This window comes from Streptomyces sp. NPDC042336, from assembly GCF_055581985.1.
This window is the reverse complement of record NZ_JBVJEA010000013.1, coordinates 85,358-107,554: the sequence shown is the minus strand read 5'-3', so window position 1 is coordinate 107,554 and position 22,197 is coordinate 85,358. Positions and strand designations below refer to the sequence as shown.

General features: G+C 73.3%; 16 protein-coding genes. 6 read left to right on the top strand and 10 right to left on the bottom strand.

Annotation, left to right across the window (positions count from 1 at the left end):
- Nucleotides 1–33: 33 nt before the first annotated feature.
- The 6 genes from ACZ6IM_RS26425 to ACZ6IM_RS26400 are packed head-to-tail and all read right to left on the bottom strand — an operon-like array spanning nucleotide 34 to nucleotide 7,117.
- Complete coding sequence (locus ACZ6IM_RS26425; protein ID WP_052841520.1) at nucleotides 34–858, bottom strand: HpcH/HpaI aldolase/citrate lyase family protein; 825 nt, start codon at nucleotides 856–858, stop codon at nucleotides 34–36.
- Nucleotides 855–2,102 (bottom strand): CaiB/BaiF CoA transferase family protein, encoded by a 1,248-nt coding sequence (locus ACZ6IM_RS26420; RefSeq protein WP_052841521.1) that lies wholly within the window; start codon nucleotides 2,100–2,102, stop codon nucleotides 855–857. Before ACZ6IM_RS26420 ends, ACZ6IM_RS26425 begins: the two co-directional genes overlap by 4 nt.
- Nucleotides 2,084–3,460: an ADP-ribosylglycohydrolase family protein gene (locus ACZ6IM_RS26415; protein WP_469559624.1), complete on the bottom strand. Its 1,377-nt coding sequence runs from the start codon at nucleotides 3,458–3,460 to the stop codon at nucleotides 2,084–2,086. The genes ACZ6IM_RS26420 and ACZ6IM_RS26415 overlap by 19 nt, the downstream gene beginning before the upstream one ends.
- Complete coding sequence (locus ACZ6IM_RS26410) at nucleotides 3,448–4,626, bottom strand: ADP-ribosylglycohydrolase family protein (RefSeq protein WP_469559622.1); 1,179 nt, start codon at nucleotides 4,624–4,626, stop codon at nucleotides 3,448–3,450. Before ACZ6IM_RS26410 ends, ACZ6IM_RS26415 begins: the two co-directional genes overlap by 13 nt.
- A complete protein-coding gene (locus tag ACZ6IM_RS26405) occupies nucleotides 4,623–5,900 on the bottom strand; it encodes an ADP-ribosylglycohydrolase family protein (RefSeq protein WP_052841524.1) in 1,278 nt (425 codons plus the stop codon). Before ACZ6IM_RS26405 ends, ACZ6IM_RS26410 begins: the two co-directional genes overlap by 4 nt.
- Nucleotides 5,897–7,117 (bottom strand): ADP-ribosylglycohydrolase family protein, encoded by a 1,221-nt coding sequence (locus tag ACZ6IM_RS26400; protein WP_469559619.1) that lies wholly within the window; start codon nucleotides 7,115–7,117, stop codon nucleotides 5,897–5,899. The genes ACZ6IM_RS26405 and ACZ6IM_RS26400 overlap by 4 nt, the downstream gene beginning before the upstream one ends.
- A gap of 234 nt (nucleotides 7,118–7,351) precedes the next feature.
- On the opposite strand from ACZ6IM_RS26400, the gene ACZ6IM_RS26395 reads away from it, so the two are divergent.
- The 3 genes from ACZ6IM_RS26395 to ACZ6IM_RS26385 all read left to right on the top strand — a co-directional run bounded on the left by ACZ6IM_RS26395 (nucleotide 7,352) and on the right by ACZ6IM_RS26385 (nucleotide 14,506).
- Complete coding sequence (locus tag ACZ6IM_RS26395; RefSeq protein WP_469559618.1) at nucleotides 7,352–8,083, top strand: VIT1/CCC1 transporter family protein; 732 nt, start codon at nucleotides 7,352–7,354, stop codon at nucleotides 8,081–8,083.
- Between the two features lie 428 nt (nucleotides 8,084–8,511).
- Nucleotides 8,512–13,050, top strand: coding sequence for a glutamate synthase large subunit (gltB, locus tag ACZ6IM_RS26390; protein WP_469559764.1), 4,539 nt, complete (start codon nucleotides 8,512–8,514; stop codon nucleotides 13,048–13,050).
- On the top strand, nucleotides 13,043–14,506 hold the full coding sequence (locus ACZ6IM_RS26385) for a glutamate synthase subunit beta (protein ID WP_052841527.1): 1,464 nt from the start codon (nucleotides 13,043–13,045) through the stop codon (nucleotides 14,504–14,506). Before gltB ends, ACZ6IM_RS26385 begins: the two co-directional genes overlap by 8 nt.
- 121 nt (nucleotides 14,507–14,627) lie before the next feature.
- Here ACZ6IM_RS26385 and ACZ6IM_RS26380 read toward each other — a convergent pair whose 3' ends face one another.
- Nucleotides 14,628–15,548 carry a chitosanase gene (locus tag ACZ6IM_RS26380; protein WP_052841528.1) on the bottom strand — a complete coding sequence of 307 codons (921 nt, stop codon included), beginning with the start codon at nucleotides 15,546–15,548 and terminating at the stop codon, nucleotides 14,628–14,630.
- Between the two features lie 46 nt (nucleotides 15,549–15,594).
- Nucleotides 15,595–16,530: a rhomboid family intramembrane serine protease gene (locus tag ACZ6IM_RS26375; protein ID WP_052841529.1), complete on the bottom strand. Its 936-nt coding sequence runs from the start codon at nucleotides 16,528–16,530 to the stop codon at nucleotides 15,595–15,597.
- A gap of 153 nt (nucleotides 16,531–16,683) precedes the next feature.
- Between ACZ6IM_RS26375 and ACZ6IM_RS26370 the strand changes: the two genes are divergently transcribed.
- The gene (locus ACZ6IM_RS26370; protein WP_469559615.1) at nucleotides 16,684–17,409 is read left to right on the top strand and encodes a vWA domain-containing protein; all 726 of its coding nucleotides are present in this window, start codon (nucleotides 16,684–16,686) and stop codon (nucleotides 17,407–17,409) included.
- 9 nt (nucleotides 17,410–17,418) lie between these two features.
- On the opposite strand, the gene ACZ6IM_RS26365 is transcribed toward ACZ6IM_RS26370, so the two are convergent.
- Together ACZ6IM_RS26365 and ACZ6IM_RS26360 are read right to left on the bottom strand one after the other, a co-directional pair.
- The gene (locus ACZ6IM_RS26365; RefSeq protein ID WP_469559613.1) at nucleotides 17,419–18,048 is read right to left on the bottom strand and encodes an SIMPL domain-containing protein; all 630 of its coding nucleotides are present in this window, start codon (nucleotides 18,046–18,048) and stop codon (nucleotides 17,419–17,421) included.
- A gap of 40 nt (nucleotides 18,049–18,088) precedes the next feature.
- Complete coding sequence (locus ACZ6IM_RS26360) at nucleotides 18,089–18,988, bottom strand: hypothetical protein (RefSeq protein ID WP_052841532.1); 900 nt, start codon at nucleotides 18,986–18,988, stop codon at nucleotides 18,089–18,091.
- A gap of 125 nt (nucleotides 18,989–19,113) precedes the next feature.
- Between ACZ6IM_RS26360 and ACZ6IM_RS26355 the strand changes: the two genes are divergently transcribed.
- Nucleotides 19,114–19,476, top strand: coding sequence for a chorismate mutase (locus tag ACZ6IM_RS26355; RefSeq protein WP_052841533.1), 363 nt, complete (start codon nucleotides 19,114–19,116; stop codon nucleotides 19,474–19,476).
- Between the two features lie 148 nt (nucleotides 19,477–19,624).
- On the top strand, nucleotides 19,625–22,123 hold the full coding sequence (pepN, locus tag ACZ6IM_RS26350) for an aminopeptidase N (protein WP_469559608.1): 2,499 nt from the start codon (nucleotides 19,625–19,627) through the stop codon (nucleotides 22,121–22,123).
- Nucleotides 22,124–22,197 lie beyond the last annotated feature (74 nt).

The window sequence follows — 22,197 nt, the reverse complement described above, 5'->3', positions numbered from 1 at the left end:
CCCCGGTCGCCCTCGGCGCATGCCGGGCACGGGCTAGGACAGGGACGGCCGCCGGGCCAGCGACAGGGTGCGCCGGGCCGTCGCCACCACCGCCGCATCGATGAACCGGCCGTCCGGCAGCGCCTGCGCGCCCGGCTGGACCGTGGCCGCCTTGACGATCGTCTCCGCCTCCTCCAGCTCCCGCTCGGTGGGCAGATACGCCCGCTCGATGATCGGCAGCTGGCGGGGGTGGATCGCCGCCCGCCCCAGGAAACCGAGGGCGCGGCCGTGGGCGCAGGACGCCGCCAGTCCCTCCAGGTCCCGGGTGTCCGGATGCACCGTCTGCGACGGGGGCGCGAGCCCCGCCGCCCGGGCGGCCACGACCACGCGCGAGCGCGACCAGTCCAGGCCGGTGTCCCCGCGCACGCCCAGGTCAGCTCGCAGGTCCGCCTCGCCGAGGGCGATCCCGCGCAGCGCCGGATGGGCGGCGGCGATCCGGTACGCCCGCTCCACCCCCAGGGCCGTCTCCAGCAGGGCGTACAGCGGCGGCCCACCGGTGGCCGCGGCGACGCCGGTGACCTGCTCCGGCGACGTGACCTTGGGCAGGCGCAGCCCGGACAGACCCGGGAGCGCGGCCAGCGCCGCCAGATCGCCGGCGGCGAGCGGACCGTCCAGGGCGTTGACGCGGACGTGCACCGGCACCGGCTGCGGCTCGCCGAGCAGCTCGGCGGTGGCGTCGCGGGCGTACTCCTTGCGGTCGGCGGCGACCGCGTCCTCCAGATCGACCACCACCACGTCGGCACCGGCGGCCAGCGCCTTGGCCACCACGCGGGGCCGGTCCCCGGGCACGTACAGCCAGGTCAGCGGGGGTACGGTCATACGACGCCAGCCTCCCGCAGCTCCTTCACGTCCGCCGGGGTGAGCCCCAGCCCGGTCAGTACCTCCTCGGTGTCGGCGCCGTGCGGGCGGCCCGCCCAGCGGATCGCGCCCGGAGTGGCGGAGAGGCGGAAGAGGACGTTCTGCATGCGCAGCGGGCCCAGCTCGGGATCGTCGACCGTGGTGAGGGTGTCCAGGGCCCGGTACTGCGGGTCGGCCATCACGTCCCGCACGTCCTGCACCGGTGCGACCGCCGCCTCGGCCTTCTCGAACGCGGCGAGCACGTCGGCGCGGGTGTGCCGGGCGATCCAGTCGCCGACCGCCGTGTCCAGCACGTCGGAGTGCCGGGCCCGGTCGGCGCCGGTCGCGAACCAGGGCTCGTCGATCAGCTCCGGGCGGCCCACCAGCCGCATCACCCGCTCGGCGACCGACTGCGCCGAGGTGGAGACGGCGACCCAGGTGCCGTCGGCGGTGCGGTAGGTGTTGCGCGGGGCGTTGTTCTGCGAGCGGTTGCCGGTGCGCGGCTGGACGTGGCCGAGCTGGTCGTACCAGAGGGGCTGCGGACCGAGGACGGTCAGGATCGGCTCGATGATCGCCATGTCGACGACCTGCCCCTCGCCGGTGCGCTCCCGGGCGGTCAGCGCCGTCATCACGGCGTAGGCCGTCGCCAGCGCCGCGATCGAGTCGGCGAGGCCGAACGGCGGCAGCGTCGGCGGCGCGTCCGGCTCGCCGGTCATCGCGGCGAAGCCGCTCATGGCCTCGGCGAGGGTGCCGAAGCCGGGGCGGCGCGCGTAGGGGCCGAACTGGCCGAAGCCGGTGACCCGGGTCAGGACCAGGCGCGGGTTGACGGCGGACAGCTCGTCCCAGCCCAGGTCCCACTTCTCCAGGGTGCCCGGCCGGAAGTTCTCGACGACGACGTCGGCGGTGGCGGCCAGCCGGAGCAGCGTGGTGCGCCCGGCGGGTTTCGACAGGTCCAGGGTGATCGTGTGCTTGTTGCGGCCCAGCAGCTTCCACCACAGGCCCACGCCGTCCTTCGAGGGGCCGTGCCCCCGGGAGGGGTCGGGCCGGGTGGGGTGCTCGACCTTGATCACCTCGGCGCCGAAGTCGCCGAGCATGGTGGCGGCGAGCGGTCCCGCGAAGAGCGTGGCGAGGTCGAGGACGCGCAGGCCGGCGAGCGGGGCGGCGGGGGCGGGGGTGGCGGAGACGGAGGTCGCGGGGCGCGCGGCGGTCACGGCGGGCTCGGGCATGGGCGGGTGGCCTCCCGGTGGGTGAGGTGGGCGAGAGTGTCGAAGCCGGTGCCGTCGAAGTCGCCGACGGTGGTGGCCAGGCGGTTCTTCAGCGGCGCCGTCCAGTGCGCGGGCAGCGCGGCGGGGGAGCCGGCGAGCAGTCCGGCGACGCTGCCGACGGTGGCGCCGTTGGAGTCGGTGTCCCAGCCGCCGGACACGACCCGCGCGACCGAGCCGGTGAAGTCGCCGTCCGCGTGGGTGAGCGCGGCGGCGATCAGGGCGGTGTTGGGGACGGCGTGCACCCAGTGGTGGGCGGGGGAGTGGACGGCGTGGAGCCGGTCCACGACCGTGTCGAAGTCGGCGTGGGCGCCCGCGAGCCGTACGGCGTGGCGGACGGCCCCGGCGAGGCGGGAGCCGGGCGGCACGACCGCGAGGCCGGCGCGCAGACAGGCGTGGACGTCATGGGCACCGGTGGCGGCGGTGGCGATGACGGCCGCCGCGAACATCGCCGCGTGGACCCCGCTCGCGGTGTGGGTGAGGGTCGCGTCGCGGTGCGCCTGCTCGGCGGCGGCGGCCGGGTCGCCGGGGTTGGTCCAGCCGTGCACGTCGGCGCGGATCAGGGCGCCGATCCACTCGCGGAACGGGTTGCGGTGGCGGGCGGTGTCCGGGGGCTCGAGGCCGCTGAGGAGGTTGCGCAGGGCGAGGCGCTCGGCGGTGAAGGCGCGGCCGGCCGGGAGCTCGTCGAGCCAGACCCGGGCCACGTCGGCCGTCTCGAAGCTCCTGCCGTGGCGCTGGAGGAGCGTCATGCCCAGGAGCGGGTAGTTGAGATCGTCGTCCTCCGGCATGCCGTCGATGTTCTCGGCGAGGGAGGTGGGCGCGGAGCGGCGGTTCCAGGGATACGCGGCGAGCACGTCGCCGGGGACGCCCCGTTCGGTGAAGTAGGTGGTCGGGGGCCAGTTGCCGGCGGCCCGGCCGAGCAGACGGATGCCGGTCAGGGGCAGCTTCTCGACGGGTTTGCCCAGGAGGCACCCGGCGGCGCGGCCGAGCCAGGCGGCCTCCAGACGGGCCGGGGACACCGGAGCGCCGGGGCGGAGGGCCGGCCAGTCGGGGCACAGCGCCCTGATCCGGTCGAGTTCCGTCGGCTCCGCGTCCGCCAAGGGACTGGGCAGGCGGGCCAGTTCGTCCAGGAGGTCCTCCGCCAGGACGCGGAGCCGGGGGGAGGCGGGCCCGGGCGAGGCTCCTGCCCGGGGCGGGGCCTCGCCGCCGCCCGCCGCGTGCCAGCGGGCCGCGACCGCCGACGCGTCGCGGCCGTCCAGCCGGGCCTGGCGCAGCTCGTGGCCGACCAGGTCCTCGGGCTGGACCCAGGTCAGCCGGAGCATCCCGGGCCCCCGATCGCGGCGAACGCCTCCTCGTGGGCGCGGCGGCGCCGTACGTCACGCGCGAAGACCTCCCGCGCCACCCCGGTGAGCGTCGCCGCCGGTTCCCACAGGTCAAGGCGGCTCGCCTCGGCGACGGTCTTCGCCCAGTCCTCCGGCACCGGTGACCCCAGTGCCCCGGCCAGGGCGCCCGCCATCGTGGCGATGGAGTCGCAGTCCCGGCCGTAGTTGACCGCGCCGAGGACCGCGTGCCGGAAGTCGCCGCCGGAGACGAGCAGCATGCCGAGGGCGACGGGCAGTTCCTCGATGGCGTGCAGGCGCGAGGGGCGGCGGGCGCCGAGGGAGGGCGCCCGGTAGTCGGGGCCCACCGTGTCGTACGGGGCCACCGCCGCGCGCAGCGGTGCGAGCGCCGACTCGAAGTCCGAGTGGCCCGAGGCCACCTCGCACACGGCATCGATCGCGGCCCGGGTGCCGTCCTTGGCCAGGGACAGCGCGGCCGCCACCACCGACTCCGGGGTCGCGCCCGGCTCGCAGGCCGCGGCCACCGCCGCGGCGAAGACACCGGCCGCCTCCCGGCCGTACGACGACTGGTGGGCGCCCGCGATGTCCAGTGCCTCGGCGTAGGCGGCCGCCGGGTTCGCCGCGTTGACCAGGCCGACCGGGGCCATGTACATCGCGGCACCGCAGTTGACGATGTTGCCGGTGCCGGCCTCGCGCGGGTCCACGTGACCGTAGTGGATCCGCGCGACCAGCCATTTCTCGGCGAGGAAGATCCGCTGGAGCGGGACCGCCTCGGCCTCCAGCTCCGGGATCCAGCGCGGGTGCGTGATCAGGTCCGGGACAAGGTGCTCGGCGATCGCGTACGCGTCGAGGTGGTCGCGGACCGTGCCGTAGACCCGGACCAGCGCGTGGGTCATCAGGGTGTCGTCGGTGACGTGGCCGTCGCCCTTGTGGTACGGGGCGAGGGGGCGGGCGGTGCGCCAGGCGTCGCCGTTCCAGGGGCCGACGACGCCGTGGACGCGGCCGCCGTGGCGTTCGAGGATCTGCTCGGGGGAGTAGCCCTCGACCGGGCCGCCGAGCGCGTCGCCGACGGCCGCGCCCACGAGGGCGCCGGTGACACGCTCGTCGAGGGGGGCGGTGGTGCTGTGGTCCGGGGTCAGGGGGGTCATGGGGTGATGCCTCGTCCTTCCGTTGGGGACGGTCGCGTGGCGTGCAGGAGACCGGCGAGCTCGACCAGGTCGGTGCCGGTGAGCCGGGGCAGTACGCAGCCGGGCAGGGTGCGGCAGGCGTCCCGCCACGACGCGGGGAGCGACGTGCCGCCGCCGAGCGCGCCGGTGAGGGCGCCGGCCAGCGCGGGGGCGGAGTCCGCGACCCTGGACAGACAGGCCGCAGCCGGTACCGCCTCCGCGATGCGGCCCCTGGCGGCGGTGGCCAGGGCGAGGGCGACCGGGACGGTCTCGGCGGCGGCGATGCCGTAGCTGTAGACGTGGTCGACGATGCGGTGTTCGAGGAGTGGGACGAGGGCGAAGGTGCTCTCGGTGTCCGCCGCGAGGGCCAGGGCGTGGCGGGCGTTGCGGCCGATCTCCGTCGCCTCGGGGAGTTCGGCGAGCGCCGCCGTCACGCAGGCGTCCACGTCGGCGCCGTCGAGGGCGCACGCCAGCGCCGCCGCCATGGCCCGCGCGCCGTGCACGCCGTCGCCGTCCTGGGTGTAGCGGGCGTCGAACTCGGCGAGGTCGGCGGCGGGGCGCGGGGCGCCGGGGTGGGCGACGGCGAGGACACAGGCCCGTACGCAGGCGGCGTCGTCGAAGTAGTGCGGGTTGTCGTGGCCGGTGGCGGGCGGCCGCAGGCCGGCGGCGAGGTTGCCGAGCCCGGCCCGTACCGAGATGCGGGCGCGCAGCGGCAGCACCGCGGACTCCACCTCGGGGGCGCGGTCTGCCGCCGCGGCGACCTCGCTGGCCACGGCGTTCCAGGTCAGGTCGATCGCGGCCCGCATCCGGCGGTCCCGGCTCAGGTCCCCCAGCACGCTGTCGTCCCCCGCCCGCAGTACGGCCTCCGCCGCGAACGCCGCCCACTCGGCGTCGTCCGAGGGGCCGAGGCGCAGCGGTTCGGGGGGCTGGTTCAGGGCGATGGGCACGGGAAGGGTGGTGGTCGCGTTCTGCTCGGCGAAGGTGTCCAGCTCACGGGTGAGCCGGCGGGTCCACTCCGGCATACGGGCGGCCCGGTGCCGGGCGGCGGGCCAGCCGGCGGCGTCTCCCGCGGCGAGCCCCAGCAGGAGTCCCTCGACGCGGTCCGAGAGCGGCACCCCACGGGACGACACGGCCGTCCCCGGCTCGGCTCCCGTCCGGTGGCCGCTTCCGCTGGACACACCCCCTTCCGGCACACCGTGCCCTTCGACGTACGCCGTGACGCCCGTCGCCCCGCCCCCGCCACGCGCCCTGCTCACGCCCCCACCTCCGCCGCGGGGTCGGCGTCCGGCACCGGCGGAGGCGCCGCGGGGGCGGGCGCCCGCCGGGTGCCGGTGCCGCCGGGCGGGAGCGTGTCGTCGGGTGGTTCGCCCCGCACGGAAGCGAGAGCCGTCCCGAGTCCTGGCGCCACCCGCCCCGATTCCCGGGACGCCCACTTCAGGCCCGGCGGCACGGGTTCGGGGTCCGGCGGTACGCCCCGCGCCGCGCGGATCAGGAGGTCCGCCACCTCCAGTACGTGGTGGCCGGCCATCGTCGGGAGGCAGGTGCCGCGGGCCGGGCCGATGGCGGTGCCCCAGTCGGCGGGGATGGCGTGGACGCCGCGGGTCGCGCCGGCCAGGGCGCCGGCCACCGCGGCCGTGGTGTCGGCGTCGCGGCCCATGTTGACGGCCGTCAGCACGGAGTCGGTGAATTCGCCGTCGGCCGCCGCGTACGCGCCGAAGGCGAGCGCGACGGCCTCGGGGGCCAGGTCGGTCCACGGGTAGCCGCCGATGACCACCGCGGAGCGCACCGCGCGTTCGCCGCGGTGGGCCGCCGTCAGCGCGCGGCGCAGACAGCGCGCCGTCCAGGAGTCGTCCGGGACGACGGCCAGCGCGGAGGCCGCCACCGCGACGGTCGACGCCCCGGCCATCGCCGCCGCGACGCCGGCCGCCACCGCCTGGCCGCCGTAGATGCCCTCGCCCTCGTGGCTGACCGAGCCGTCGATCGCCGCCAGCCGGGCCGCCTCGGCGGGGCGCCCGGCGGCGAACACGCCGTGCGGCGCGGCCCGCATGGCCAGTCCGTCGCTCCAGGCGTGCCGGTGCTGGGCGGAGATCGGGGCGGCCAGACCACGGCGCAGGTTCTCCAGGGTGCCGCGTTCGCTGAAGCCCGCGCCCCGGAACGGGCCCTCCTCCCGGTCCGCGATCCACTCGTGCCAGGCCGTCTCCACGTGGGCCTGGGTGAGCGCGGCGCCGTGGCGGGCCAGCAGCAGGCCCGAGAAGATCGCGTACTCCGTGTCGTCCGTACCGGCGGGCCGGTCGGCCACGTACCCCGTGATGCGGCCCCAGCGGGCGCGGATCTCCGAGGGCTTCATGTTCTCGGCCGGCGCCCCGAGGGCGTCCCCGACGGCGAGTCCGAGCAGTGCGCCCCGGGCCCGGTCGCGGAACCCGACGGCGTCCGTCGGCGTGGGGACCGGGGGAATGCAGGCGGTGGATGCCATGCGGCCTCTCCTCTCCCTCCGCGTATCTGTCCCCGGTGCCGTGCGCACCGCAGCCGAACCGGGCGCAGCGTCACCCGGTCGACATATGAGCGGGCATGATCACGGATGAGTACGGAGAGGTAAAGCCGCAGGTAAGCCCAGCCTTTCCTTGCTGGCGGGACGGAAATGATCGGCGTACATTGACTGTTGTTAAAAAGTGGAATGGGTCCAAACTAGCTTCCCGGGGGGTCCCTCGTGGCCATCATCGAAACCGAGGCGCCGCTGCACGAGGCGCACCGCGACAACCACACCCACCGCGACGTGAACGGCGGCTGGCTGCGCCCCGCCGTCTTCGGCGCGATGGACGGACTGGTCTCCAACCTCGCCCTGATGACCGGTGTCGCCGGCGGCACGGCGAGCCAGCAGACCGTGGTGATCAGCGGGCTCGCCGGTCTGGCGGCCGGCGCCTTCTCCATGGCCGCCGGCGAGTACACCTCCGTCGCCTCCCAGCGCGAGCTGGTGGAGGCCGAGCTGGACGTGGAGCGCCGCGAGCTGCGCAAGCACCCGGCGGACGAGGAGGCCGAGCTGGCCGCGCTCTACGAGGCGCGCGGCGTCGAGCCGGAGCTGGCGCGCGAGGTGGCCCGCCAGCTGTCCAGCGACCCCGAGCAGGCGCTGGAGATACACGCCCGCGAGGAGCTGGGCATCGACCCCTCCGACCTGCCCTCGCCGACGGTGGCGGCCGTGTCCTCGTTCGGATCCTTCGCGCTGGGCGCCCTGCTCCCGGTCCTGCCGTTCCTGCTCGGCGCCGGTGCGCTGTGGCCCGCCGTGCTGCTCGCGCTGGCCGGACTGTTCCTGTGCGGCGCGGTGGTCGCCAAGGTCACGGCCCGCAGCTGGTGGTACAGCGGTCTGCGGCAGCTCGTCCTCGGTGGCGCGGCGGCCGGTGTGACGTATCTCCTGGGCAGCCTGTTCGGAACGGCCGTAGGATAGCCCGGCTCGAACTTATGCGGGGGGCCGTATAAGTAGCCGTTACTCGCTGGTTTCGAGCGCGTAATCTCCGGGCATGAGCCGTAAGCGCTGTGGGCAATGAAGCCTGCCGTGCACTCCTGGAGTGGGCGACGCCGCCTCCTCCGCCCCCTCGGGCCGACGGACATCGATCTGTCCGCCTCGGTCTCCATAGCTTCCACCGCGGGTGCGGTACCCCCACCGCACCTCTCCGGTGTCCGCATGCTGGAACGGATTGTCCCGTTTACCGAGAACCAATCCATCATGTAACCTGCACCAAATTTTGCACCCACCGCAGAGGGCCAACGTCGTCCCTCGGCACCTGCACATGCCAGATGACGACGACGGGAGAGCCGATGCGTACGCCGCGCCAGCCGTCCCAGCACTCCGAGAGTGGCCAGAACTGGTCCTTCATGGATGCTCGCCCTGCTGCCCAGGGTATGTACGACCCCCGCAACGAACACGACGCGTGCGGCGTCGGTTTCGTCGCCACCCTCACCGGCGAGGCGTCCCACACCCTGGTCGACCAGGCCCTCACCGTGCTGCGCAACCTGGAACACCGCGGCGCCACCGGCTCCGAGCCCGACTCGGGCGACGGCGCGGGCATCCTCTCCCAGGTCCCCGACGCGTTCTTCCGCGAGGTGGCCGGATTCGAGCTGCCCGAGGCCGGGGCGTACGCCGTCGGCATCGCCTTCCTGCCGGTCGACGGCACGGAGGACGCCGTCTCGCGCATCGAGACGATCGCCGACGAGGAGGGCCTCACCGTCCTCGGCTGGCGCGAGGTCCCGGTCGCCCCGCAGATGCTGGGCGCCACCGCGCGCTCCACGATGCCGGTCTTCCGCCAGATCTTCGTGAGCGACGGCGCCTCGCAGGGCATCGCCCTGGACCGCAACGCCTTCGCGCTGCGCAAGCGCGCCGAGCGCGAGGCCGGCGTCTACTTCCCGTCGCTGTCCGCGCGGACCATCGTCTACAAGGGCATGCTGACCACCGGCCAGCTGGAGCCGTTCTTCCCGGACCTGTCCGACCGCCGCTTCGCCTCCGCGATCGCGCTCGTGCACTCCCGGTTCTCCACCAACACCTTCCCGAGCTGGCCGCTCGCCCACCCGTACCGCTTCGTCGCGCACAACGGCGAGATCAACACGGTCAAGGGCAACCGCAACTGGATGCGCGCCCGCGAGTCCCAGCTGGCCTCGGACCTTTTCGGCTCCTCCACGGACCTGGAGCGGATCTTCCCGATCTGTACGCCGGACGCCTCGGACTCCGCCTCCTTCGACGAGGTCCTGGAACTGCTCCACCTCGGCGGACGCTCGCTGCCGCACTCCGTGCTGATGATGATCCCGGAGGCGTGGGAGAACCACGACTCCATGCAGCCGGACCGGCGCGCCTTCTACCAGTTCCACTCCACGATGATGGAGCCCTGGGACGGCCCCGCCTGCGTCACCTTCACCGACGGCACGCAGGTCGGCGCCGTCCTGGACCGCAACGGTCTGCGCCCCGGCCGCTACTGGGTCACCGACGACGGTCTCGTCGTCCTCGGCTCCGAGGTCGGCGTCCTCGACATCGACCCTGCCAAGGTCGTCCGCAAGGGCCGCCTCCAGCCCGGCCGCATGTTCCTCGTGGACACCGCCGAGCACCGCATCATCGAGGACGACGAGATCAAGGCCCAGCTCGCCGCCGAGCAGCCGTACGGCGAGTGGATGGAAGCCGGCGAGATCGAGCTGTCCGACCTGCCCGAGCGCGAGCACATCGTGCACACCCACGCCTCGGTCACCCGCCGCCAGCAGACCTTCGGGTACACCGAGGAGGAGCTGCGCGTCATCCTCGCGCCGATGGCCAAGGCAGGCGCCGAGCCGATCGGCTCCATGGGCACCGACTCGCCGATCGCCGCGCTCTCCGAGCGCCCCCGGCTGCTCTTCGACTACTTCACCCAGCTCTTCGCCCAGGTCACCAACCCGCCGCTGGACGCCATCCGCGAGGAACTGGTCACCTCCCTGCGCTCCTCGCTCGGCCCCCAGGGCAACCTGCTGGACCCGTCGGCCGCCTCGTGCCGCAGCGTCCTGCTGCCCTTCCCGGTGATCGACAACGACGAGCTGGCCAAGCTCATCCACATCAACGCCGACGGCGACATGCCCGGCTTCAAGGCCGCGACCCTCTCCGGTCTCTACCGGGTGCACGGCGGCGGCGACGCGCTGGCCGCGCGCATAGAGGAGATCTGCGCCGAGGCCGACGCCGCCATCGAGAACGGCGCCCGGCTGATCGTCCTGTCCGACCGCCACTCGGACGCCGAGCACGCGCCGATCCCCTCGCTGCTGCTCACCGCCGCCGTCCACCACCACCTCATCGGCACCAAGCAGCGCACCCAGGTGGGCCTGCTGGTCGAGGCCGGCGACGTCCGCGAGGTCCACCACGTCGCCCTGCTCATCGGCTTCGGCGCCGCCGCGGTCAACCCGTACCTCGCCATGGAGTCGGTCGAGGACCTGGTCCGCGCGGGCACCTTCCTGCCCGGCATCGAGGCCGAGCAGGCCATCCGCAACCTGATCTACGCCCTCGGCAAGGGCGTCCTCAAGGTCATGTCCAAGATGGGCATCTCCACCGTCGCCTCCTACCGGGGTGCCCAGGTCTTCGAGGCCGTCGGCCTGGACGAGGCCTTCGTCACCAAGTACTTCAACGGCACCGCCACCAAGATCGGCGGCGTCGGCATCGACGTCGTCGCCAAGGAGGTCGCCGCCCGCCACGCCAAGGCGTACCCGGCCAGCGGCATCGCGCCGGCCCACCGCGCCCTGGACATCGGCGGCGAGTACCAGTGGCGCCGCGAGGGCGAGCCGCACCTGTTCGACCCGGAGACGGTCTTCCGCCTCCAGCACTCCACGCGCTCCGGCACGTACGAGATCTTCAAGAAGTACACGGAGCGTGTGAACGAGCAGTCCGAGCGGCTGATGACGCTGCGCGGCCTGTTCGGCTTCAAGTCGGACCGGCAGCCGATCTCCATCGACGAGGTCGAGCCCGTCTCCGAGATCGTCAAGCGCTTCTCCACCGGCGCCATGTCGTACGGCTCCATCTCCCAGGAGGCGCACGAGACCCTCGCCATCGCCATGAACCAGCTGGGCGGCAAGTCCAACACCGGTGAGGGCGGCGAGGACCCGGAGCGCCTGTACGACCCGGCACGCCGGTCCAGCATCAAGCAGGTCGCCTCCGGCCGCTTCGGCGTCACCTCCGAGTACCTGGTCAACGCCGACGACATCCAGATCAAGATGGCCCAGGGTGCCAAGCCCGGCGAGGGCGGCCAGCTGCCCGGCCACAAGGTGTACCCCTGGGTCGCCAAGACCCGGCACTCCACCCCGGGCGTCGGCCTGATCTCGCCGCCGCCGCACCACGACATCTACTCCATCGAGGACCTGGCCCAGCTGATCCACGACCTGAAGAACGCGAACCCGCAGGCGCGGATTCACGTCAAGCTGGTCTCCGAGGTCGGCGTCGGCACGGTCGCCGCGGGTGTGTCCAAGGCGCACGCGGACGTGGTGCTGATCTCCGGCCACGACGGCGGCACGGGTGCCTCGCCCCTGACGAGCCTCAAGCACGCGGGCGGCCCCTGGGAGCTGGGCCTCGCCGAGACCCAGCAGACCCTGCTGCTCAACGGACTGCGCGACCGGATCGTCGTCCAGACCGACGGCCAGCTCAAGACCGGCCGCGACGTCGTCATCGCCGCGCTGCTCGGCGCCGAGGAGTTCGGTTTCGCGACCGCCCCGCTCGTCGTCTCCGGCTGCGTCATGATGCGCGTCTGCCACCTGGACACCTGCCCGGTCGGCATCGCCACCCAGAACCCGGTGCTGCGCGAGAGGTTCTCCGGCAAGGCCGAGTACATCGTGAACTTCTTCCGGTTCATCGCCGAAGAGGTCCGCGAGATCCTCGCCGAGCTGGGCTTCCGCTCCATCGAGGAGGCCGTCGGCCACGCCGAGACCCTCGACGTGACCCGCGCGGTCGACCACTGGAAGGCGCAGGGCCTGAACCTGGAGCCGCTGTTCCACGTGCCGGCGCTGGCCGAGGGCGCGGTGCGCCACCAGGCCGTCGGCCAGGACCACGGCCTGGAGAAGGCGCTCGACAACCAGCTGATCAAGCTCGCCTCCGACGCGCTGGCCGCCCCGGACGCCACCCAGGCCGCCCCGGTGCGCGCCCAGGTCGCGATCCGCAACATCAACCGCACGGTCGGCACCATGCTCGGCCACGAGGTCACCAAGAAGTTCGGCGGCGGCGGTCTGCCCGACGACACCGTCGACATCACCTTCACCGGCTCCGCCGGCCAGTCCTTCGGCGCCTTCGTCCCGCGCGGCATCACCCTGCGCCTGGAGGGCGACGCCAACGACTACGTCGGCAAGGGCCTGTCCGGCGGCCGGATCGTCGTCCGCCCCGACCGGGGCGCCGACCACCTGGCCGAGTACTCCACCATCGCCGGCAACACCATCGGCTACGGCGCCACCGGCGGCGAGATGTTCCTGCGCGGCAAGGTCGGCGAGCGCTTCTGCGTCCGCAACTCCGGCGCGCTGGTTGTCTCCGAGGGCGTCGGCGACCACGGTTGCGAGTACATGACCGGCGGCCACGCGGTCGTCCTCGGCGAGACCGGGCGCAACTTCGCGGCCGGCATGTCCGGCGGCATCGCCTACGTCGTCGACCTCGACCGCGACAACGTCAACTCCGGCAACGTCGACGCGATCCAGGAGCTGGACGACGCCGACAAGGACTGGCTGCACGACGTGGTGCGCCGCCACGCCGAGGAGACCGGGTCCACCGTCGCCGGGAAGCTGCTCGCCGACTGGTCCGTCGCCGTGGAGCGCTTCAGCAAGATCATCCCCAGCACGTACCAGGCAGTGCTCGCCGCCAAGGACGCCGCCGAGCGAGCCGGTCTCTCCGAGACCGAGACCACCGAGAAGATGATGGAGGCGGCGACCAATGGCTGATCCCAAGGGCTTTCTGAACCACGGACGCGAGGTCGCCAGGACCCGCCCCGTCACGGAGCGCGTCAAGGACTGGAACGAGGTCTACGTCCCCGGCTCCCTGCTGCCGATCATCAGCAAGCAGGCCAGCCGCTGCATGGACTGCGGCATCCCGTTCTGCCACAACGGCTGCCCCCTCGGGAACCTGATCCCCGAGTGGAACGACTACGCCTACCGCGAGGACTGGTCGGCGGCGTCCGAGCGCCTGCACGCCACCAACAACTTCCCGGAGTTCACCGGCCGCCTGTGCCCGGCCCCGTGCGAGTCGGCGTGCGTGCTCGGCATCAACCAGCCGCCGGTCACCATCAAGAACGTCGAGGTCTCGATCATCGACAAGGCGTGGGAGACCGGGGACGTCGCCCCGCAGATCCCCGAGCGCCTGTCCGGCAAGACCGTCGCCGTCATCGGCTCGGGCCCGGCGGGCCTGGCCGCCGCCCAGCAGCTCACCCGGGCCGGCCACACCGTCGCCGTCTACGAGCGCGCGGACCGCATCGGCGGCCTCCTCCGCTACGGCATCCCCGAGTTCAAGATGGAGAAGCGGCACATCAACCGCCGCATAGAGCAGATGCGCGCGGAGGGCACCCGCTTCCGCACCGGCGTCGAGATCGGCCGCGACCTCAAGGCGACCGACCTGAAGAAGCGCTACGACGCCGTCGTCATCGCCGCCGGCTCCACCACCGCCCGCGACCTGCCGGTGCCCGGCCGCGAGCTGAACGGCATCCACCAGGCCATGGAGTACCTGCCGCTGGCCAACAAGGTCCAGGAGGGCGACTACGTGGCGCCCCCGATCACCGCCGAGGGCAAGCACGTCGTCGTCATCGGCGGCGGCGACACCGGCGCCGACTGCGTGGGCACCGCCCACCGCCAGGGCGCGGCCTCCGTCACCCAGCTGGAGATCATGCCCCGGCCGGGCGAGGAGCGGGACCCGGTGCGCCAGCCGTGGCCGACCTTCCCCATGCTCTACAAGGTCACCAGCGCCCACGAGGAGGGCGGCGAGCGGGTCTACGCCGTCTCCACGACCCACTTCGAGGGCGACGAGGACGGCAACGTCCAGTGGCTGCACATGAGCGAGGTCGAGTTCATCGAGGGCAAGCTGACCCCGAAGCCGGGCACCGAGCGCAAGATCCCGGCCCAGCTGGTCACCCTCGCCATGGGCTTCACCGGCACCGACAAGGACAACGGTCTCGTCGACCAGTTCGGCCTGGAGCTCGACGAACGCGGTAACATCGCCCGGGACGCCGACTTCCAGACCAATGTGCCGGGTGTGTTCGTCGCCGGTGACGCCGGCCGCGGGCAGTCGCTCATCGTCTGGGCGATCGCCGAGGGCCGTTCGGCCGCACGCGGCGCCGACCGCTTCCTGACCGGGGCCAGCGACCTGCCGGCCCCGATCCGCCCGACCGACCGCGCCCTCGCGGTCTGACGGACGGAACAACCGTCCCGAGGGACGGAACAACCGAAGAACGTCCCGCACAAAGGCGTGCGGAACACTGATGGCGCCTGCCCCGTCCCCGACCGGACCAAGGGCAGGCGCTGTCGCATGCTCAGGGCACCCGGTAGGTGTCCCCGTACACCTCCCACACCAGCGGCGTCGCCAGCTCCATGTTCCCGGCCGCGAGGAACCGGCGCTGGGCCGTGCCGACGCGGGAGGTGTCGACGCCCGGGCGCCTGGCCTCCATGGCCTGCTCGCGGACGTCCAGGAAGGTGGCCAGGTACGCCTTCTCGGAGCCGCCCTGCCCCGGCGTCCTCGCCTTCGCCATGGCCCGTTCGCGCAGCCCGTAGAAGCCCTCGGCGTCCGTGTCGGGGCCGTGGAAGACCATCGCGTCGTAGTAGACGAACTGGCCGAGCGTGCCCAGGCCGTCCAGCTTGGCCAGGCGCACCGCCGGTTCGAAGTAGACCCGGTCGCGTTCCTCCTCCTGGGCCTCGCGGAACGCCGGGACCTCCGCCTCCGCCTTCCAGGCCGCGGTGAACCCAGGGTCCAGGCCCTCGTGGGAGTCGCTGCCGTCCACCTCGCGCAGGGCGGGCAGGTAGTCGGCCAGGCCGTTGTCGGGGTGGGCCTCGGTGTAGCGCTCGACCAGGGTGAGCAGGTCGTGGGTGCCGGTGCAGAAGCCGATGATGCCCGCGGTGTACCCGTCGCCGTCCCCGACGTCCTGGATGCTGCCGTAGGCGGTGCGCCACCGCGTGGTCGAGTTCTCGGCGCTGGACACCAGCTGCTGGGCCAGTTCCTTCTTCGCCGGTGCGGCGAGGCCCGGCGGCAGGCCGGCGATGAGCGCGTCGTCCGCCTCCCGCTCCCGCTCGGCACGGTCCTTGGCGTCGTCGCGGGCCGACCGATCGGCGGCCGGGGACGAAGCGGACGAGGCCGCGGCGGTGTCCGCGGAGTCCGCGGCCTCCTCCGGCACGGCGAGGTACACGCCCGCGGCGATCACGGGCAGGGCCCCGAGGAGCAGCACTCCGGCACGTTTCACAGGCATACACCTCTCATAAGGGGACAGCTCTCACGGCGGGGAACGCTCACAGGGGCAGACTCCCGCCCGTCAGCTCGGACACCTTCACGGCCGCTGTCACCGCCAGCATCAGCACCAGCGCGGCACCCGCGCCGGCCTGCACCGCCGTCCGGCGTCCGTCCCGGGGCGCGTAGGCGAACGCCAGGGCCAGCGCGCCGCCCGCCAGCAGGCCGCCGAGATGCCCCTGCCACGAGGTGAACCAGGCGGAGACCAGCAGCCACAGCAGCAGGGCGGCCATGACGCGGTTGACCCGTGACATGTCGGCGCCCAGCCGGCGGTGCAGCACGTAGTACGCGGCCCCCACGCCGAAGACCGCACCGGACGCGCCGACCGAGGCCTGCCCGGGGTCGGTGAGGACCAGCTCCAGGACGGAGCCGCCGAGCGCCGACAGCAGGTACAGGACGGCGAAACGGACCCGGCCGAGCATCAGCTCCACCAGCTGCCCCAACTGCCACAGCACGACCATGTTCAGCGTGAGGTGCAGGATCCCGAACGTGCCCTCGAAGGGCGACTGGTGCAGGAAGGCGCCGGTGAGCAGCCGCTCCCACTCGCCCCCGGCGACCCCTTCCACCCGCAGGGGTCCGGAGCTGAGGACCAGGCCGTCGCCGGCCAGGGGGGTGCCGTCCGGAGCGACCAGCCGCGAACCCACCATGGCGAACCGGTCCACGAGCGCGGGCCGCACCACCTCCGCCAGGTACGCGAGCACGTTCAGCGCGAACAGCACGTACGTCACCACCGGCGTCGTCGACATCCGGCCGCCGGCGATGGTCCGGGCCCGCCGGGCCGGCCGTGCCCCCTCCTTCGCGCACTCGGGGCACTGGTGGCCCACGGGCGCCGCACGCATGCAGTCCGGGCAAATGAAGCGCTCGCAGCGGGTGCAGCGGACGTGGCACTCCACCGCGGGGTGGCGGTAGCACCTGGTGACGGTGGACTCGGAATCCACGGGTCCGGCTCCTCGGGACAGGGGGACGGTGAGCCGGTGGGGACGGCGGCGAACAAAATAGCGAATGCCCGGGGACCGGTGGAGCGGCGGGGTGCGCCGTGCCGTAACCTCGGCACCCGGATGCCGCAGGGCAGGGGTGACGGGGGAGTCCGCATGGCCGCGATCAGTCTCACCAAGGTGCGGGAGACCGCGCCCGCGCTGGTCGATCTGTACAAGACCGCCGGGGTTTCGCTCACCAAGCACGGCATGGAGGAGACCCGGGCGGCGGTCTACCTCGTCGTCGACTACTCCGGCTCCATGAAGCCGTACTACAAGGACGGCAGCGTGCAGGCGCTCGCCGACCGGGTGCTGAGCCTGTCCGCCCACCTCGACGACGACGGCACCGTGCCCGTGGTGTTCTTCTCCACCGACGTCGACGCCGTCACCGAGATCGCGCTCGCCGACCACCAGGGCCGCATCGAGCGGATCGTGGCCGGCCTCGGACACATGGGCAAGACCAGCTACCACCTGGCCATGGACGCCGTCATCGACCACTACCTGGACAGCGGCGCCCGCCACCCCGCCCTGGTCGTCTTCCAGACCGACGGCGGCCCGATCAACCGGCTCGCCGCCGAGCGCTACCTGTGCAAGGCGGCGCCGCTGCCGCTGTTCTGGCAGTTCGTCGGCTTCGGCGATCCCGGCAGCGGCCAGTTCGAGTACCTGCGCAAGCTCGACGAACTGGCGGTGCCCGGCAAGCGGGTGATCGACAACGCCGGGTTCTTCCACGCGGGCCGCGACCCGCGCAAGGTGACCGACGCCGACCTGTACGACCGGCTCGTGGGCGAGTTCCCCCAGTGGCTGGCGGCCGCACGCGCCCAGGGGATCGTGCGGCCCGCCTGAGCGCGGCGGTCAGTGCCGCAGCGAGAAGCCCAGCACGACCCGGGCGGACACCTCCACCGCACCCGGAGCCAGCGCGCCGGGCGGGCCGCCGCCCGCGGAGGCACGGAACGCGGCGACGGGCTCCGACTCCACGTCCTGGATGTGCAGCACCGGACCCAGCCGCGCGTCCGCCGCCTCCGCGTACACCTGGGCCTTGCGCCGGGCAGCGCCCACGGCCCGGCGCCGTGCCTCGTCGAGCAGCGCCGGCCTGTCGCGCACGTCGAACTCCACGCCGTCGATCCGGTGTGCGCCCGCGTCGACCACGTCCGCGATCAGCAGCTCCAGGTCGTCCAGCGCCCCGGTCTCCACCGCGTACGAGGCCTGGCACCGGTATCCGAGCAGCCTGCGGCCACCGCCGTGACGGTCGTACTCCGAGCTGAGGCCCAGCCGGGAGCCCGAGACCGAGGCGTCCGGCACGCCGTGCCGCCGCAGTACCTCCCGCAGCCGGGCCACGGCTTCCCCGGCCTGCTGGAAGGCCTGCTCCGGTGACGGCTCCAGTACGTCCACCACCGGCCGCACCCGAGCGAGTGACGGCTCGGCCCGCACCGAGCCCGAGCCGAACACGCTGATGCCCCAGGGTTCTTCGATGGCCTGTGTCATAGGGGCATTGAAGCAGCGCCGCCGCGTCCCGCGCGCCGTATCACGTGTCGCACTCCAGCACCGTCCGGCACAGCCCGCACCGCGCCCGGACCCGCCCGCGCACCGGCACCCTGATCCGCTGGTGGCAGGTCGGGCAGGGGAACGACACCCGGAGCCGGCCGGGCGGCTGAGCGGTGAAGGCGTAGAGGCCGCCGTCCGCCGCCGCCCCGGCGGTCCGCGGGTCCTGCGCGTGGCGGCGGTCCCGGGCGTAGCGGCGGCGGCCCGCCCAGCCGGCCGCGGTCAGCGGCGGCTGCTGCTCGTCCCGGCGCGCCCGTGCCATGCCCTTGCCGTACGCCGTGTAAGCCTGCGGACTCGTGAACCAGACCGACGGGTCCTCGCCGAACACCAGCGCCCGCTTGGCCAGCACGTAGCCGAACTCCTCCGGCGTCAGGTACCCCAGCTTCTGCGAGGACGCCGCGTCCTCCCGGTAGGCGTCGAGCAGCAGCCAGCCGGCGCCCAGGTACGTCGTCGCCGTGTCGGTGAGGATCTCGTTGTCCCGGGTGGAGGGGAAGGACAGGTCGAGGCGGTGCAGGTACACGTGCATCACCTCGTGCGCGAGCGCCGCGCCGATGTCCCGGCGATGGGTGCGGAAGCGGTCGTTCAGCTCGATGAAGTACTCCGGGCCCGCCGTGAGTTCGACGTTCGCCGCGTGGATCATCTCGCGGAACGAGACGATCATGCGGGCGTCGGGCAGCCGGTAGTGCCGCACCAGCTCGCGCGCCACCCGCTGGGTGCCCAGATACAGGTCGTCCGTGTCGCAGAAGGCCACGTCGACCGGGGCCACACTGGCCGAGAACGTCCGGACGGTGTCGTACGACAGCCGCCGGTACAGCGCCGTGACCGCCTCCCGCACCGTCTCCAGGTGCGGGAACCCGTGCTCGACCGGTCCGCCGTTCGCCACGCCCGACCCCCAAGACGCCTGGACCCTGCCTCCTGAACCCTGCTCCCACTGTACGAGGGCCGTACGGCGTTCAGCGCCTGAGACGGTCTGCGACAGGCGGGCCCCCGCCCGTAGGGTGTGCGCCCATGACCACCAGCAACACCGGTACCGGTGCCGTCGAACCCGCCGTCCGCGAGGAGCTGGCCCGGCTGCGGGACAGCATCGACAACATCGACGCGGCCGTCGTCCACATGCTCGCCGAGCGCTTCAAGTGCACCCAGCAGGTCGGCCTGCTCAAGGCCCGCCACCAGCTGCCGCCCGCCGACCCGGCCCGGGAGGCCCAGCAGATCGCCCGGCTGCGCACCCTCGCCGAGAGCGCCAAGCTGGACCCGGCGTTCGCCGAGAAGTTCCTGAACTTCATCGTCGCCGAGGTGATCCACCACCACGAGCGCATCGCGGAGAGCAACGGCGGCGGCCGTGAGAGAGACGCGGCGCCGGCCTCCGACTGAAGCGATGCGGCCCCGGCCGGGACCGGGTGCGCCCCACCCCGGGGGCGCACGCCGGGGGGAGCGCCGAGGCCGCCGCGACGGACCGGACATAGCACGCGTACCGAACCGCCTCTGTGCCCTGCCCACCGCATCAGGCAGCATGTCGTGCATGTCCGTACTCACGCGCGACGAAGCGCAGACCCGTGCCCGGCTCCTCGACGTCCACCACTACGCGATCGACCTCGATCTGACCCGTGGCGACGAGACCTTCGACTCCCGGACCGTCATCCGGTTCACCGTCCGCGGCGACACGGACAGCACGGACACGTTCGTCGAGCTCAAGCCCGCGGAGCTGCGCGCCGTCACCCTGGACGGACACCCCATGGACCCGGCCGCCCTGGCCGAGAACCGCCTGGCGCTGAAGAACCTCGCTCCCGGCGAGCACGAGCTGGGCGTCGAGGCCACCATGCGATACTCCCGCACCGGCGAGGGCATGCACCGCTTCACCGACCCCGCCGACGGCGAGACCTACGTCTACACCCAGCTCTTCCTCGACGACATCCAGCGGGTCTTCGCCGCCTTCGACCAGCCCGACCTCAAGGCCGTCTTCGACCTCACCGTGACCGCGCCCGAGGGCTGGACCGTCCTCGCCAACGGCGTCACCGAGCACACCGGCGACGGCCGCTGGAAGGCCGCCACCACCCCGCTGATCTCCACCTACCTCGTCGCCGTCGCCGCCGGCCCCTGGCACTCCGTGCGCACCGAGCACCGCGGCCTGCCTTTCGGCATCCACTGCCGTCGCTCACTCGCCCCGCACCTGGACGCCGACGCGGACGAACTCTTCGAGGTCACCCGGGCCTGCTTCGACCGCTACCACGAGAAGTTCGACGAGCCCTACCCCTTCGACTCCTACGACCAGGCGTTCGTCCCCGAGTTCAACGCCGGTGCCATGGAGAACCCCGGACTGGTCACCTTCCGCGACGAGTTCGTCTTCCGGTCCGCCGTCACCGACACCCAGCGGCAGACCCGCGCCATGGTCATCGCCCACGAGATGGCCCACATGTGGTTCGGCGACCTCGTCACCCTGCGCTGGTGGGACGACATCTGGCTGAACGAGTCCTTCGCCGAGTACATGGGCTACCAGACCACCGCCGAGGCCACCCGCTTCACCGACACCTGGACCGACTTCGGCGTCACCCGCAAGGCCTGGGGCTACGACGCCGACCAGCGCCCCTCCACCCACCCCGTAGCCCCGGAGAACGTCGAGGACACCGCCTCCGCGCTGCTCAACTTCGACGGCATCTCCTACGCCAAGGGCGCCTCCGCCCTGCGCCAGCTCGTCGCCTGGCTCGGCGAGAAGGACTTCCTGGCCGGCATCAACACCCACTTCGAGCGGCACAAGTTCGCCAACGCCTCCCTCGCCGACTTCATCGACTCCCTGGCCGCCGCCACCGACCGCGACGTCCACGCCTGGGCCGACGCCTGGCTGCGCACCACCGGAGTCGACACCCTCACCCCGAGCGTCACCGGGGACAACGGCAGCCGCGTCCTCACCGTCCGGCGCGCCGGCGAGCGCCCCCACCGCATCGCCGTCGGCCTCTACGACCAGGACCCGGGCGAGGAGGGCCGCCTCACCCCGCGCGGACGCCTCGACATCGACCTCCCTCAGGCCGAACCCCGGCCCATCGGCAAACTCCCCGCCCTGGTCGTGCTCAACGACGGCGACCTGAGCTACGCCAAGATCCGCTTCGACGCCGACTCCTTCCGGACCATCCGGGAGAGCCTGTCCGGCCTGCCGGACCCGCTCACCCGGGCCGTCGTCTGGAACGCCCTCCGGGACGCCGTGCGCGACGGCGAACTCCCCGCCGCCGCCTACCTCGACATCGCCCGCGCCCACCTCCCGCACGAGACCGACCTCGCGCTCGTCGACGGCGTCCTCGCCTTCGCCTCCGGCCAGGTCGCCGACCGATACGTCAGCCCCGAGCAGCGGCCCGCCGCCCTGAACACCCTCGCCGAGCTGTGCCGCGACCTCATCCGCCGCACCGAGGACGGCGACCACCCCGGGCTGCGCCTGATCGCCGTGCGCCACCGCATCGCGACGGCCGCCCAGCCCGACACCATCGCCGCCTGGCTCGCCGACGGCACCGTCCCCGGCGGCCCGGAACTCGACCCCGAGCTGCGCTGGCGCATCCTCACCCGGCTCGCCGTCCTCGGCGCCGCCGACGAGGACGCCATCGCCGCCGAGCTGGCGAACGACCCGAGCGCCACCGGCCAGGAGGGCGCCGCCCGCTGCCGCGCCGCGCTGCCGGACGCCGAGGCCAAGTCCCGCGCCTGGGCGGCCATGTTCGCCTCCGACGACCTCTCCAACTACCTGTTCACCGCCACCGCCCAGGGCTTCTGGCAGCCCGAACAGGCCGACCTCGTACGGGAGTACGTACCGCGCTACTACACCGAGGCCGTCGCGCTCGCCGCCCGGCGCGGCCCCGCCATCGCCGACGCCGCCGGCCGCTGGGCCTTCCCCGCCCACGCCGTCGACGCCGACACCCTCCGCCTCGGCCAGGAGTGTCTCGCCGACGCCGACCCGATCCCCGCCCTGCGCCGCAAGCTCGCCGACCAGCTCGACGACCTGGCGCGCGCCCTGCGGGTGCGGGAGGCGAACACGGACTGACCCACCGGCCGCGGCCGGTCCGTCCCGCAGCGCGGGGGACCGGCCGCGTCCCGGGGCGAGAGCCGCCGGGATAC